The following is a 13,170-nucleotide window of genomic DNA, read 5'->3' as shown; positions in this document are numbered from 1 at the left end:
AAGCCCACCAAAGGTGGGCTTCCTGTGTTGCTACGCCGATCAGAACAACTTGAGCTTCGGCGCTTCTTCTTTCACCGGCTCATTCTGCGCCGTCTGTTCGTTCCAACCGCCACCGAGGGCCTTGTACAAGGTCACTTCGCTGGTCAGTTGGGCCAGGCGGTCGGTGATCAGCGTTTGCTGGGCAGCGAACAGCTGGCGCTGGGCGTCGAGGAAGGTCAGGTTGCTATCAACCCCGATGCGGTAGCGACGCTCGGCCAGACGGTAGTAGTCCTGGTTGGCCGAGACGAAGTCACGCTGGGCCTGCAACTGTTGGTTGTAGGTCGCACGTGCTGCCAGGCCGTCGGAGACTTCCTGGAACGCGGTCTGGATCGACTTCTCGTAGGTCGCGACGTTGATCTCTTTCTGGATCTTCGAGTAGTCCAGGCTTGCGCGCAGGCTACCGGCGTTGAAGATCGGGATGTTGATCTGCGGTGCGAACGACCAGGTACCCGAGCCGCCCTTGAACAGGCCGCCGAGGTCCGGGCTCAAAGTCCCGGCATTGGCCGTCAGGCTGATGCTCGGGAAGAACGCAGCCCGTGCCGCGCCGATATTGGCGTTGGCAGCCTTGAGGTTGTGCTCGGCCTGGAGGATGTCGGGGCGACGTTGCAGCAGGTCTGAAGGCAGGCCGGCCGGTACTTCGCTCAACAGGTCGTCGGACAGCGGCTGAGTAACGAGATTCGCTGGCAGACCGGTGCCCAGCAGCAGGGTCAGGTTGTTTTCATCCTGGGCCACCTGGCGGGTGTAGCGGGCCAGTTGCACGCGGGCGCTTTCAACCGAGGTCCGCGCCTGGCTCAAGTCCAGGGCCGAGGCCACGCCGACTTCGTTGCTGCGCGAGGTGAGCTTGAAGCTCTGCTCGTAGGCGGCCAGGGTGTCCTGGGTCAGCTTCAGCAGTTCCTTGTCGGCCTGCCAGGTCAGGTAGGCATTGGCCACGCTGGCCACCAGGCTGATCTGCGTGCTGCGGCGTGCTTCTTCAGTGGCGAAGTACTTCTGCAACGCTTCTTCGCTCAGGCTGCGCACCCGGCCGAACAGGTCCAGTTCGTAGGCGTTGATCCCGAGGGTCGCCGAGTAGGAGCTGGTGATGTTCGATTCGCCGGTTTGCGAGGCCCGTGCCGGAACGCGCTGGCGGCTGCCGCTGCCATTGGCGCCGACGGCCGGGAACAGGTCGGCACGCTGGATGCGGTACTGCGCGGCGAAGGCGTCGATGTTCAGCGCGGCGACGCGCAGGTCACGGTTGTTGACCAACGCGACCTGAATCAGTTGCTGCAGGGCAGGGTCGTGGAAAAACTGCTTCCAGCCTTGCTCGGCCGCGGCCTGGCTCGGTGCCTGGGCCGACGAGTACGCCGGCCCCTGCGGGAACTGGGCGGCCACCGGCGCTTCAGGCTGCTGATAATCAGGGATCAGCGAGCAGCCACTGAGCACAAATGCCGTGACTGCCAGGGAGAGTAGCGACTTGCGCATTAGCCAGCCTCTTTAGGAGTATTCGGTGTATCGGACTTGTCAGTTTTTTTCCGGCTGCCAATGGCGGACACGGTCACGAAGAACAGTGGCACCCAGAAGATAGCCAGAACAGTGGCGGTGATCATACCGCCAATTACGCCGGTACCGATTGCGTGTTGGCTGCCCGAACCTGCACCCGAGGAGATCGCCAGCGGCAGTACGCCGAGGATGAACGCCATGGACGTCATGATGATCGGACGCAAACGCATGCGGGACGCCTCGATGGCCGCCTCGACGATGCCCTTGCCCTGTTCATGCAGTTCCTTGGCGAACTCGACGATCAGGATGGCGTTCTTCGAGGCCAGGCCCACGGTGACCAACAACCCCACCTGGAAGAACACGTCGTTGGACAGTCCTCGCAGGCTGGTGGCCATCAGTGCGCCGATCACGCCCAGCGGTACTACCAGCACTACCGCAATCGGGATCGACCAGCTTTCGTACAACGCTGCCAGGCAAAGGAACACCACCAGCAACGACAGGGCATACAGCGCAGGTGCCTGGGAGCCGGACAAGCGTTCTTCATAGGACAGGCCGGTCCAGGCATAGCCCACACCTGCCGGCAATTGCTTGGCGATGCGTTCGACTTCCGCCATCGCATCACCGGTGCTGTAGCCAGGCGCCGGGGTACCGAGGACTTCCATCGCCGCTACACCGTTGTACCGCGACAGTTTCGGCGAACCGAAGATCCAGTTGCCAGAGGCAATTGCTGATAGTGGCACCATTTTTCCGTCGTTGGCGCGCACGAACCATTTGTTCAGGTCTTCAGGGGTCATCCGGCCAGCGGCCTCACCCTGGATGTAGACCTTCTTCACTCGACCGCGGTCGATGAAGTCATTGACGTAGCTGCCACCCAAGGCAATCGCCAGGGTCTGGTTGATGCTCGACAGACTGATGCCCTGGGCACTGGCTTTCTCGTCGTCGATGGTCAGCTCGTACTGCGGCTCATCGTTGACTCCGTTGGGACGTACGCCGGCCAGGATCTTGCTCTGCGCGGCCATGCCGAGGAACTGGTTACGTGCGTTCATCAACGCTTCGTGACCCACACCGCCCTGGTCCTGCAGGAACACGTCGAAACCGGTGGCGTTACCCAACTCCAGTACCGATGGGGGCACGATGGCAAACACCATGGCGTCCTTGAAGGTCTGGAAGAAGTAGCCCTGGGCACGCTTGGCCACTTCGAACACCGACATGGATGCGTCGCGCTGGTCCCATGGCTTGAGCATGACGAATGCCAGGCCCGAGCTTTGGCCACGACCGGCAAAGTTGAAGCCGTTTACGGTAAATACCGATTGCACGGCCTTGCCTTCACCGGGCTCGCCTTCCTTGTCGTTCAACAGGAAAGCACGCATGTCGTCGATAACGGTCTGGGTGCGTTCGGCCGAAGAACCAACCGGCGTCTGTACCTGGGCGAAGATCACGCCCTGGTCTTCCTCGGGCAGGAACGCGCTTGGGATACGGGTGAACAGCCAGATCATGCCGGCGAAGATGATCAGGTACACCAGGAACGAAGGCGCCTTGTGCTTGATCATGTTGCCCACGCCGCGCTCGTAGCTCAGTACGCCACGGTCGAAGGTACGGTTGAACCAGCCGAAGAAACCACGCTTGGGTTGGCCGTGTTTCTCGGGGTCGACCGGCTTGAGCATGGTGGCGCACAGTGCCGGGGTGAAGATCAGTGCAACCAGTACCGAAAGTGCCATCGCCGACACAATGGTGATGGAGAACTGTTTATAGATGACCCCCGTCGAGCCGCCAAAGAACGCCATCGGCAGCAGTACCGCCGAGAGTACCAGGGCAATACCTACCAGGGCGCCCTGGATCTGGTCCATGGACTTGACCGTTGCCTCTTTAGGCGACAGATGCTCCTCGGCCATCACCCGCTCGACGTTTTCCACTACCACGATCGCATCGTCCACCAGCAAGCCGATGGCCAGGATCATGCCGAACATGGTCAAGGTGTTGATGGTGAAGCCGAAGGCCGCGAGGATGCCGAACGTACCCAGCAATACCACCGGTACTGTCATGGTGGTGATGATGGTGGCGCGGAAGTTTTGCAGGAACAGGTACATCACCAGGAACACCAGGATGATCGCCTCGACCAGGGTATCGACTACCCCGGAAATCGACTCGGTCACCACTGGGGTGGTGTCATACGGAACCACGGCTTTCATGCCTGGCGGGAAGAACGGCTCCAGGGACGCGACCGTGGCACGGATGGCCTTGGCGGTGTCCAGGGCGTTGGCGCCCGAGGCCAGTTTGATCGCCATGCCGGAAGCCGGCTTGCCGTTGAACTGGGCACTGATGCTGTAGTTCTGGCCACCCAACTCGACACGGGCGACATCGCCCAGGCGCACCTGGGAGCCATCGCTGTTCACGCGCAGCAGGATCTTTTCAAACTGCTCGGCGCTTTGCAGACGGGTCTTGCCGATGATGGTGGCGTTCAACTGGGTGCCGGGCAGGGCTGGCAGGCCGCCCAACTGGCCGGTGGCCACCTGGACGTTCTGCGCCGCAATGGCACTGCTGACATCCACCGGGGTCATCTGGAAGTTGTTCAACTTGGCCGGATCCAGCCAGATACGCATGGCATACTGGGAACCGAAGACCTGGAAGTCACCCACGCCAGACGTCCGCGAAATCGGATCCTGGATGTTGGAAACGATGTAGTTGGACAGGTCATCCTTGCTCATGGTGCCGTCTTCGGACACCAGGCCGATCACCATCAGGAAGTTCTTCACCGACTTGGTTACGCGGATCCCTTGTTGCTGCACTTCTTGCGGCAGCAATGGGGTCGCCAGGTTCAGCTTGTTCTGCACCTGAACCTGGGCGATGTCCGGGTTGGTACCCTGGTTGAACGTCGCGGTGATGGTCATGCTGCCGTCGGAGTTACTGTCCGAGGCCACATAACGCAGGTTGTCGATACCGTTGAGCTGCTGCTCGATCACCTGTACCACGGTGTCCTGCACGGTTTGTGCGGACGCGCCTGGGTAGGTCACCTGGATATCAATGGCGGTTGGCGCGATGGCCGGGTATTGGTTGATGGGCAACTTCAGGATCGACAGTGCCCCGACCAGCATGATCACCAGGGCAATTACCCAAGCGAAAATGGGACGGTCGATAAAAAATTTCGACATGTATTACTCCCCTTTGCCAGCGGCGGCGGCAGGAGCAGTACCGGCAGGCTTGGCGTTGGTGGCTTCCTTCGCGTCAACCGTGATGCCCGGCTTGATGAACTGCAAGCCTTCGGTGATCACACGGTCACCGGCATTCAGGCCCTTTTCCACCAGCCAGTAGGCGCCAGCGGTACGGTTGGCCACCAGCACGCGTTGTTCGACCTTGTTGTCGGCGGTCACGACCAGCGCAGTCGGGATGCCCCGGATGTCGCGGGTCACGCCTTGTTGTGGGGCGAGGATCGCCTTGCTGTTCACGCCTGCTTGCAGTTGGGCGTGGACGAACATGCCCGGCAACAGGGTGTGATCAGGGTTGGGGAACACGGCGCGCAGGGTTACCGAACCGGTGGTCTGGTCGACCGACACTTCAGAGAATTCCAGCTTGCCCTGTTGCGCGTACTCGCTGCCGTCTTCCAGGGTCAGCTTGACCATGGCCGCGTTTTCACCGGATTTCTGCAGTTGGCCGCTTTCCAGGTCGCGACGCAGCTTCAGCATCTCGGCGGAGGATTGCGTGACGTCGACGTAGATCGGGTCCAGTTGCTGGATCACGGCCATGGCGTCGGCCTGGCCATTGCTGACCAGAGCGCCTTCGGTGACCGAGGAACGCCCGATACGCCCGGAGATCGGGGCGAACACCTTGGTGTAGCGCACGTTGATCTGGGCGGTTTGCAGGTTGGCTTCGGAAGTCATGCGGTTGGATACGGCGGTGTCGTATTCCTGGCGGCTGACGGCCTGCTCGTTGACCAGTTGTTTGTAGCGGTCGGCAATCGACTTGGTCTGTTGCAGGTTGGCCTGGGCGCTTTTCAGGGTCGCCTCATACACCGACGGGTCGATCTGATAGAGCTGCTGGCCTTCCTTGACGTCGCCGCCTTCCTTGAACAGACGCTTGAGAATGATGCCGTTGACCTGCGGGCGGACTTCCGCGATGCGGAATGCAGTGGTGCGGCCCGGCAATTCGGAGGTCAGGGTATAGGCTTGAGGTTGAATAGTGACCACGCCGACCTGAGGGGTTTGAGCGGGCGGAGCCGCTTCTTCCTTTTTACATCCGCTGAGCAGCGATGCCAGGGCGACGGCAGTGACCAGAGCGGTAACAGCTGGCTTAAGTTGCATGAAGATCCTCGGGTCAGGCGCGCTCGATGCGCACAAGAAGTGTGGAAGGGTAAAAAACAGGCAGTGAGTAGATAAGTAGCTTGCTAGGCAATATACTTACGTTCATGGTTGTTTGTAAACTCTTGACAGGCTTCGCGGATTCCTTGCAAGGCAGCGCTGAAAGCCTCGATTCTATTACGTTCGGCGCCCTTGACGGTGTCGTCCCATAATTATTCAGAAGGTGGTTATCAACCACCGCTCGTGTCCTGATTGAGGTGTTACTGCCATGGTTCGTCGTACCAAAGAGGAAGCTCAGGAAACGCGCAGCCAGATTCTTGAAGCTGCCGAGCAAGCCTTTTATGAGCGTGGCGTTGCCCGTACTACGCTGGCGGATATCGCGGCGCGGGCGGGCGTGACGCGAGGCGCGATCTATTGGCACTTCAGCAACAAGTCGGACCTGCTGCAGGCGCTGCTGGACACGCTGCACGAGCCCCTGGACGAATTGGCCAGGGCCAGTGAAAGCGAGGATGAGGTAGATCCGCTGGGCTGCATGCGCAAGCTGCTGATCCATCTTTTTCATCAGGTGGCCCTGGACCCGAAAACCCGGCGCATTAATGAGATCTTGTTCCATAAGTGCGAATTTACCGATGAAATGTGTGACATGCGCCGTCAGCGCCAGACCCACAGCCTTGAGTGCAACCTGCGCATTGGCCTGACACTGCGCAATGCAGTCCACCGCGGGCAACTTCCGGAAAACCTCGACACCGCTCGCGGGGCGGTGTGCATTCATGCCTACATCAACGGGCTTATTGGCCAATGGCTACTGGTGCCAGACAGCTTTGAGCTGTATCAGCAGGCCGAGCGCCTGGTGGATATCGGGCTGGACATGCTGCGCTTGAGTCCCAGCCTGCACAATTGATACAAAATGCGTAATTGCGTTCGTTGGTGTCAACAGTAAAGCCTAAGGATGATCAATCGTCCTTCCGACTTATTTGTGGGGTGACGTTATATACGCGCTGGCCCCAGGTTGAAAGGTAGCCGGCTAAGTATTTTGTAGCGATATTGTTTCATTGCTGTGAAGGATTGTTACCGAACCTGTGGGAGCGGGCGCGGTGTTTTCAAGATCCAATAAAAAGCCCCGGCTCTTGCGAGCCGGGGCTTTTGCATTGTTGCGGGTCAGAGCGCCAGGGTCGGGTAGTCGATATAGCCGACCGGGCCTGGGCTGTAGAAGGTTTGCGGGTTCGCTTCGTTTAATGATGCATCGGCCTTGAGACGGGCCGGCAGGTCCGGGTTGGCGATAAACGGCACGCCAAACGCCACCGCATCGGCCTTGCCCGAGGCCAGCCAGGCATTGGCGCTGTCCTTGGTGAAGCGTTCGTTGGCAATGTACGGACCGCCGAACGCGGCTTTCAATTGCGGGCCCAGGCTGTCGCCGGCTTCTTTCTCGCGGGCGCAGATAAAGGCGATGCCACGCTTGCCCAGTTCACGGGCGACGTAGGTGAAGGTTTCTGCCAGGTTGGCATCGCCCATGTCATGCAGGTCGGCCCGTGGCGACAGATGCATCCCCACGCGGCCGGCGCCCCAGACTTCGATCACCGCGTCAGTCACTTCCAGTAACAGTCGCGCGCGGTTTTCCAGGGAACCGCCGTATTCGTCGGTGCGCTGATTGGTGCTGCTTTGCAGGAACTGGTCGAGCAGGTAGCCATTGGCGCCGTGCACTTCCACCCCGTCAAAACCGGCAGCCTTGGCGTTCTCGGCACCCACGCGATAGGCATCGACGATATCGGCGATTTCTGCGGTTTCCAGGGCTCGTGGGGTTGGGTAGTCGGCCAGCGGGCGCACCAGGCTGACGTGGCCGGCGGGCTGGATGGCGCTCGGGGCTACTGGGCTCTCGCCGTTCAGGTACGACGGGTGGGAGATCCGCCCCACGTGCCACAGTTGCAGGAAGATCTTGCCGCCGGCGCCGTGCACGGCCTTGGTGATGTTGGTCCAGCCGCGCACCTGGTCGTTGGACCAGATGCCTGGGGTGTTCGGGTAGCCCACGCCCATCGGCGTCACCGAAGTGGCTTCGCTGAGGATCAGGCCGGCAGACGCCCGCTGCACGTAGTATTCAGCCATCAGCGCATTGGGCACGCGACCGGCGTCGGCACGGCAGCGGGTCAGCGGTGCCATGATGATGCGGTTCGACAGCTGCACATCACCCAGTTTGATCGGATCGAAAATAGTCGTCATCGCAAATACTCGTCTGTTCTAAGTGATTAATGGGTAGCAGGGGCCAGGTCGGCATCGGCGCTCTGGCGGAAGGTGATCAGCGTGACCACCAGCGCCAGGATCGCCAGGGCCGCAGCCGCCAGCGGCACGCTGGTCAGGCCGAAACCGTGGGCAATCACACTGCCGCCGACCCAGGCGCCCAGGGCGTTGCCGATATTGAAAGCGCCGATATTGAGGGTCGACACCAGGTTGGGCGCGGCCTTGCCGAAGGTCACCACGTTGATCTGCAGTGCCGGTACGGCGGCAAACGACGCGGTGGCCCAGAGGAACAGGGTGATTTCGGTGGGGATGATGGCGACGCTGGTCCAGGTCAATGCGGTGGATACCACGGCCATGCTGATAAACACGCCGATCAGGGTCGCCGCCAGGCGTTTGTCCGCCAGTTTGCCGCCGATGATATTGCCCACGGTCAGGCCCAGGCCGATCAGCAGCAGGGTCCAGGTCACGCCTTTGGGCGAGACGCCGGTGACATCACCGAGCAGCGGCGCGACGTAGGTGAAGAGGGTGAACATCGACGCGGCAAACAGCGCGGTCATGCTCAGCGACAACCAGATCCCGGCACCCTTGAGGGCCGCCAGTTCGGCGCGCATATCGAGTTTCTCTTCATCACGCTTGGCCGGCAGGAAGCGGATCAGGCCGATCAGCGCGATCACACCAATCACCGTCACCGCCCAGAAGGTCGAGCGCCAGCCGGCTTCCTGGCCCAGCGCGGTGCCCAGGGGCACGCCGAGCACGTTGGCCAGGGTCAGGCCGGTGAACATCAGGGCCACGGCTGATGCGCGTTTGTTGGCTGGCACCAGGTTGGCGGCCACCACCGAGCCGATCCCAAAGAAGGCACCGTGGCACAACGCGGTGACTACCCGGGCAAACATCAACACGTTGTAGTCACTGGCCAGGGCGCAGAGCAGATTGCCGACGATGAAAATGCCCATCAACGCTACCAGGGCAGCCTTGCGCGGCAGTTTGGCGGTGGCCAGTGCCATGAAGGGTGCACCAATGGCCACGCCCAGGGCGTAGCCAGTCACCAGCCAGCCGGCGCCAGGAATCGACACACCAAGGTCGGCCGCCACATCGGGCAACAGGCCCATGATGACGAATTCGGTGGTGCCGATGGCGAAGGCGCTTAAGGCCAGTATGAGGAGCGAGAGAGGCATGCGGGATCCTTTACAGCGGTGGGCTGAGTTCTTCGGTGATGGCTTGGATAAACGCCTGGATGACGTCTTCATTGCGGCGGAAAAAGTGCCACTGCCCGGCTTTCTGGCTACTGATCAGGCCTGCCCGTTGCAGGGTTGCCAGGTGCGCCGACACGGTGGACTGCGACAGGCCGCAGCGTTGGTCGATCTGCCCGGCGCAGATGCCGTACTCGTGGTTGTGGACTTGTTCGGGGAACTGCACTTTCGGGTCTTTCAGCCAGTTGAGAATGTCTCGCCGTACTGGGTGTGCCAGGGCTTTTATTATTTCGTCGAGGTCAATGGACATGGCAGGGCTCGGTGTGGGTAAAACGTTATATCGCGATGAGGCGAACTTTAAATCGCTATATCCCGATATACCAATACGATTTTGATCTTGTTACTTAATAAATCGGTATATCGGGTTATAACGATACGTTGGCAGCAGTGCTAAACTGCGCGCCATGAATTATCTCGCACATCTGCACCTCGGCGGCCAACTTCCTGCACAACTGCTGGGCAGCCTCTATGGCGATTTCGTCAAAGGCCGCCTGCAGGGCCAGTACAGCCCGCAAATCGAGGCGGCGATCCAGCTGCATCGCTCCATCGACCGTTTCACCGACAGCCACCCATTGGTCGGGCAGGCGTTGTCACGGTTTACCCTGACTCGGCGTCGTTATGCGGGGATCGTCCTCGACGTGTTCTTCGACCATTGCCTGGCGCGGGATTGGGCGTTGTATGCCGATCAGCCACTGGAGCGCTTTACCTCCCAGGTGTACCAGGTGCTGGCGGCCGAACCGCAATTGCCGGGGCGCCTGGCGCAGATTGCACCGTCTATGGCGACGGATGACTGGCTGGGCTCCTACCGCGAGTTTGCGGTGATGGAGCATGTGCTGCGGGGGATTTCCCGGCGCCTGAGCCAACCCCAGGAACTGGACCAGGCGATGCAGGAGTTGCGGGTGCTGTATGAGCCGTTGAGCGAGGATTTCCGGGTGTTCTATCCCCAATTGCAGGCGTTCTCGAATAGCCACTTGGTAATACAAACCTGAATGTGGGAGCAAGCCCCCACATTGGGTACTGCGTTTGCTTCAGGCCGCATACGCCGGCCGAACCGGCACTGGCTGGTTTTGTGGCACCGGCCCGAACAAGGCCTTCTGCACCGCCTGCTGCGCCTGATACGCCAGCGCCGCACGTTCCTGGCCGGCGCAGGCAATGGGCTTGAGCAGATGAATCTCAACGTCGCCCTGATCATTGGCAAACAAACGCATCAGGTGCGAGAGCAAATCATCGTCACCAATAAACGGTGCGAGCGGATCAATCTGTCCATCGCGCAAATAACGGATCGCCACTGGTTGCAGCGCCACCTCGGCATCAATCGCGCTGGCCAGTAGCCGGCCATGGAAGGTGCGCAGGCTGCGGCCATCGGTGGTGGTGCCTTCGGGGAACATCAGCAGCGGGTGTTTTTGCTCGAGATGACGAGTCATCTGTTTGCGAATCAACTGACTGTCCCCCGAGCCACGGCGGATAAACAGGCTGCCGGCCTTCGCGGCCAGCCAACCGGCCACTGGCCAGGTGCGCACTTCGGCCTTGGACAGGAATGACAGCGGCGCCACCATCCCCAGCAGCGGGATGTCGGTCCAGGACACATGGTTGCTGACCCACAGCATCGGCTGTTGCGGCAGCTCACCGTGCACCGTCACGCGAAAGGGCAGGGCATTGCTCAGGCGCGCCATGAAAAACCGCGACCAGCGCTGGCGCCGCACCATGGAGTTGGCGATTCCCAGGCGCTCGAACACACCAAACACGCCGGCCATGCTCAAGCCCAGGGCCACCACCAGCAGCACGCGGGCGATCCGCCCGTAAACCCGCAGGCGACCCATCACATGGCCGCCTTGAAGTGGCGGGCATACCGCGGGCACAACTCGTCGCGTTTGAGCAGGATGAACACGTCGGCCACCTGGAAATCCTCGTCCCAGCACGGCTCGCCGCAGATCTTCGCGCCCAGGCGCATGTAGGCCTTGAGCAGCGGCGGCATTTCGGCGATGACGTTGGACGGCAAGTCCAGGCTCGGCAGGGGTTTTTTCGGTTCGGCGCGCAGGTGTTCGTTGCACAGGTAGCGTTCGCGCAGGCGCTGCATGATCGCGTGGGCCTGGATGCCGCCGTCGTGCATCGGGATGCTCGCGCAGCCCATCAGGTAGCTGTAGCCGCCCTGGTTGAGCACCTCGGCCAACTCGCCCCATAGCACCGCGATGGTGCCGCCGTTACGGTAGGCCGGGTCGACACAGGTACGGCCGATCTCCAGGATCGGCCCCTGCAAATGCAGGAGGCCGTGGAGGCTGAACTCTTCTTCGCTGTAGAACCGGCCCAGGGTGCTGGCCGCCTGGTGATCCAGCAGGCGGGTGGTGGCCACCAGGCGCCCGGTGTTCAAGTCCCGTACGCCAATGTGGCTGCAGTGAACATCATAGTCATCCATGTCCAGGCCCAGCTCCGCGCCTTTCAGCTTGGCATTGAACTCGCCGCTGAAAACGCTGAAACGCAGGGCCTGAGCTTCCTGCAAAGCCTGGGCGCCGATCAGGCGTTCGGCTTGCAGACGGCGTTCATTGCCGGTGTCACTGATGCGGGCGATCTGAGTCATGGCGAGTCTCCAGGTGCCGGCCAGGGTTGCGGCCAGTCGACTTTGTTGTGCAAAGTCAGGCTATGTACCCCCGGTGTCATCTCCATGAATCTACGGTGACGCTTAGATGACAGCCCCCAAGGAGCCTTTCATGCCCTGGCACGCGTTGCTCGACCGACCTGCCCGACTGCCCGTCCACGCCAACCTGGCCGAGGGCTACAGCGTTTTATTGCAACGCCTGGGGCCGCTCACGCCCTTTGAGTTGGCAACCCAGGGCGCCCGCCTGATGGCCACGCCCGGCCTGGCGTTCCTGGTGGGTTATCAAGCAGCATTGCGCGCGTTATGGCCCAGCGCGCCCCACAGCCTGGGCGCCCTGTGTGCGACCGAACAGCGCAGCCTGCGCCCGCTGGACATGCAAACGCGCCTGGACGACCTGCGCCTGAGCGGACGCAAGGACTTCGTCACCGCCGGCGATGCCGCCGACTGGCTGTTGATCGCCGCCCGCTGCGAGGCCCCCGGCGAAAAGCCGCGCCTGACCCTGGCCGTGGTGCTGGCCGGCGAGCCCGGCGTGCGTGTGGAGCCCTTGCCGGCGATCCCCTTGATGCCCGATATCAGCCATGGTCGCGTCCACCTCGACCACGCCGCCTGCGAGCGCTTGCCGGGGGATGGCTGGGACGATTACGTCAAACCCTTCCGCACCCTGGAGGACACCTATGTACTCAGCGCGATGACCGCCTGGTTGCATGGCATCGGCCAGGAGTGCGACTGGCCCCAGGCCCTGCGTTTGCAGTTATTGGCATTGCTGGCCGGCTGTGCCGAGGTTGTTCGCCAACCCAGCGCGTCGGCGGCGGGGCATGTGTTGTTGGGGGGATTGTTTGTGCAGTTCGAGGGGCTGAAGGCGCAGGTCAATCAGGCGATGGGGGCGGGACCGTGGGCCGCGATGTGGCAGCGCGACCAAGCCGTGCTGGACCTCGCCGCCAGCGCCCGGGCCAAACGTCTGGAAAAAGCCCTGAGTCCAGCCCCCCGCTGACTGTGGGATGAGCTTGTGTGGGAGCGGGCTTGCCCGCGATAGCAGGGGGCAGGCAATACAGGCGGTGACTGATACACCGCCATCGGGGCATAGGTATCTACACACTCTCTTCTGGGTATGTGTACATATCCGTTTTTACGGTCACGGCGGCTATTGGTTCCGCCCTTACGTGAACTGCCCCCCGAATGTTGGACAGGGACGCTATTGATTCAGCGTCTGGATACGAAATTGTACCGGACTCAAGCCATTCAGTCTGAGGCTTATGCGGTCTTGGTTGTAGTAGGCAATGTAATCCTC

At 61.4% G+C, this 13,170-nt stretch carries 12 protein-coding genes; 3 read left to right on the top strand and 9 right to left on the bottom strand.

Going from position 1 to position 13,170, the window contains the following annotated elements; translation table 11 throughout:
- Window positions 1-39 precede the first annotated feature (39 nt).
- Genes adeC through JFT44_RS19370 form a run of 3 tightly spaced genes read right to left on the bottom strand, consistent with a single transcriptional unit; the run spans window position 40 to window position 5,810 of the window.
- Window positions 40-1,497 carry an AdeC/AdeK/OprM family multidrug efflux complex outer membrane factor gene (adeC, locus tag JFT44_RS19380; RefSeq protein WP_057958747.1) on the bottom strand — a complete coding sequence of 486 codons (1,458 nt, stop codon included), beginning with the start codon at window positions 1,495-1,497 and terminating at the stop codon, window positions 40-42.
- Window positions 1,497-4,664, bottom strand: coding sequence for an efflux RND transporter permease subunit (locus tag JFT44_RS19375; protein ID WP_057958748.1), 3,168 nt, complete (start codon window positions 4,662-4,664; stop codon window positions 1,497-1,499). The genes adeC and JFT44_RS19375 overlap by 1 nt, the downstream gene beginning before the upstream one ends.
- Window positions 4,665-4,667: 3 nt before the next feature.
- Window positions 4,668-5,810, bottom strand: coding sequence for an efflux RND transporter periplasmic adaptor subunit (locus JFT44_RS19370; protein ID WP_057439798.1), 1,143 nt, complete (start codon window positions 5,808-5,810; stop codon window positions 4,668-4,670).
- Window positions 5,811-6,075: 265 nt separating this feature from the next.
- On the opposite strand from JFT44_RS19370, the gene JFT44_RS19365 reads away from it, so the two are divergent.
- Window positions 6,076-6,708, top strand: coding sequence for a TetR family transcriptional regulator (locus JFT44_RS19365; protein ID WP_057439796.1), 633 nt, complete (start codon window positions 6,076-6,078; stop codon window positions 6,706-6,708).
- Between the two features lie 257 nt (window positions 6,709-6,965).
- Here JFT44_RS19365 and JFT44_RS19360 read toward each other — a convergent pair whose 3' ends face one another.
- The 3 genes from JFT44_RS19360 to JFT44_RS19350 are packed head-to-tail and all read right to left on the bottom strand — an operon-like array spanning window position 6,966 to window position 9,539.
- The gene (locus JFT44_RS19360) at window positions 6,966-8,021 is read right to left on the bottom strand and encodes an alkene reductase (RefSeq protein ID WP_057439794.1); all 1,056 of its coding nucleotides are present in this window, start codon (window positions 8,019-8,021) and stop codon (window positions 6,966-6,968) included.
- Window positions 8,022-8,047: 26 nt separating this feature from the next.
- Window positions 8,048-9,214 (bottom strand): MFS transporter, encoded by a 1,167-nt coding sequence (locus JFT44_RS19355; protein ID WP_057958749.1) that lies wholly within the window; start codon window positions 9,212-9,214, stop codon window positions 8,048-8,050.
- Between the two features lie 10 nt (window positions 9,215-9,224).
- A complete protein-coding gene (locus JFT44_RS19350) occupies window positions 9,225-9,539 on the bottom strand; it encodes a helix-turn-helix transcriptional regulator (protein WP_029297039.1) in 315 nt (104 codons plus the stop codon).
- Between the two features lie 154 nt (window positions 9,540-9,693).
- Between JFT44_RS19350 and JFT44_RS19345 the strand changes: the two genes are divergently transcribed.
- A complete protein-coding gene (locus JFT44_RS19345; RefSeq protein ID WP_115127561.1) occupies window positions 9,694-10,278 on the top strand; it encodes an ACP phosphodiesterase in 585 nt (194 codons plus the stop codon).
- Between the two features lie 39 nt (window positions 10,279-10,317).
- Here the strand turns inward: JFT44_RS19345 and JFT44_RS19340 are convergent, their stop codons facing one another.
- Window positions 10,318-11,109: a 1-acyl-sn-glycerol-3-phosphate acyltransferase gene (locus tag JFT44_RS19340; RefSeq protein ID WP_170045321.1), complete on the bottom strand. Its 792-nt coding sequence runs from the start codon at window positions 11,107-11,109 to the stop codon at window positions 10,318-10,320.
- Complete coding sequence (gene olsB / locus JFT44_RS19335) at window positions 11,109-11,864, bottom strand: L-ornithine N(alpha)-acyltransferase (protein ID WP_057439788.1); 756 nt, start codon at window positions 11,862-11,864, stop codon at window positions 11,109-11,111. The genes JFT44_RS19340 and olsB overlap by 1 nt, the downstream gene beginning before the upstream one ends.
- Window positions 11,865-11,994: 130 nt before the next feature.
- On the opposite strand from olsB, the gene JFT44_RS19330 reads away from it, so the two are divergent.
- Entirely contained in the window at window positions 11,995-12,873 is an 879-nt protein-coding gene (locus JFT44_RS19330) for an acyl-CoA dehydrogenase family protein (RefSeq protein WP_057958752.1), read from the top strand.
- Window positions 12,874-13,074: 201 nt separating this feature from the next.
- Here the strand turns inward: JFT44_RS19330 and JFT44_RS19325 are convergent, their stop codons facing one another.
- Window positions 13,075-13,161 carry an IS3 family transposase gene (locus tag JFT44_RS19325; protein ID WP_374068253.1) on the bottom strand — a complete coding sequence of 29 codons (87 nt, stop codon included), beginning with the start codon at window positions 13,159-13,161 and terminating at the stop codon, window positions 13,075-13,077.
- Window positions 13,162-13,170 lie beyond the last annotated feature (9 nt).

Origin of the sequence: Pseudomonas sp. MF5691, assembly GCF_016405645.1 — a bacterium.
In the GTDB taxonomy this organism is placed as follows: Bacteria; Pseudomonadota; Gammaproteobacteria; order Pseudomonadales; family Pseudomonadaceae; genus Aquipseudomonas; species Aquipseudomonas shahriarae.
The sequence above is the reverse complement of the archived record's forward strand: the minus strand, read 5'-3'. Positions and strand labels throughout refer to the sequence as shown.

Coding starts and splice junctions, on each gene's coding strand:
- olsB (WP_057439788.1), bottom strand. CDS start 11,864: ATGACTCAGATCGCCCGCATCAGTGACACCGGCAATGAACGCCGTCTG.
- JFT44_RS19375 (WP_057958748.1), bottom strand. CDS start 4,664: ATGTCGAAATTTTTTATCGACCGTCCCATTTTCGCTTGGGTAATTGCC.
- JFT44_RS19365 (WP_057439796.1), top strand. CDS start 6,076: ATGGTTCGTCGTACCAAAGAGGAAGCTCAGGAAACGCGCAGCCAGATT.
- JFT44_RS19360 (WP_057439794.1), bottom strand. CDS start 8,021: ATGACGACTATTTTCGATCCGATCAAACTGGGTGATGTGCAGCTGTCG.
- JFT44_RS19350 (WP_029297039.1), bottom strand. CDS start 9,539: ATGTCCATTGACCTCGACGAAATAATAAAAGCCCTGGCACACCCAGTA.
- JFT44_RS19345 (WP_115127561.1), top strand. CDS start 9,694: ATGAATTATCTCGCACATCTGCACCTCGGCGGCCAACTTCCTGCACAA.
- adeC (WP_057958747.1), bottom strand. CDS start 1,497: ATGCGCAAGTCGCTACTCTCCCTGGCAGTCACGGCATTTGTGCTCAGT.
- JFT44_RS19355 (WP_057958749.1), bottom strand. CDS start 9,214: ATGCCTCTCTCGCTCCTCATACTGGCCTTAAGCGCCTTCGCCATCGGC.
- JFT44_RS19330 (WP_057958752.1), top strand. CDS start 11,995: ATGCCCTGGCACGCGTTGCTCGACCGACCTGCCCGACTGCCCGTCCAC.
- JFT44_RS19370 (WP_057439798.1), bottom strand. CDS start 5,810: ATGCAACTTAAGCCAGCTGTTACCGCTCTGGTCACTGCCGTCGCCCTG.
- JFT44_RS19340 (WP_170045321.1), bottom strand. CDS start 11,109: ATGGGTCGCCTGCGGGTTTACGGGCGGATCGCCCGCGTGCTGCTGGTG.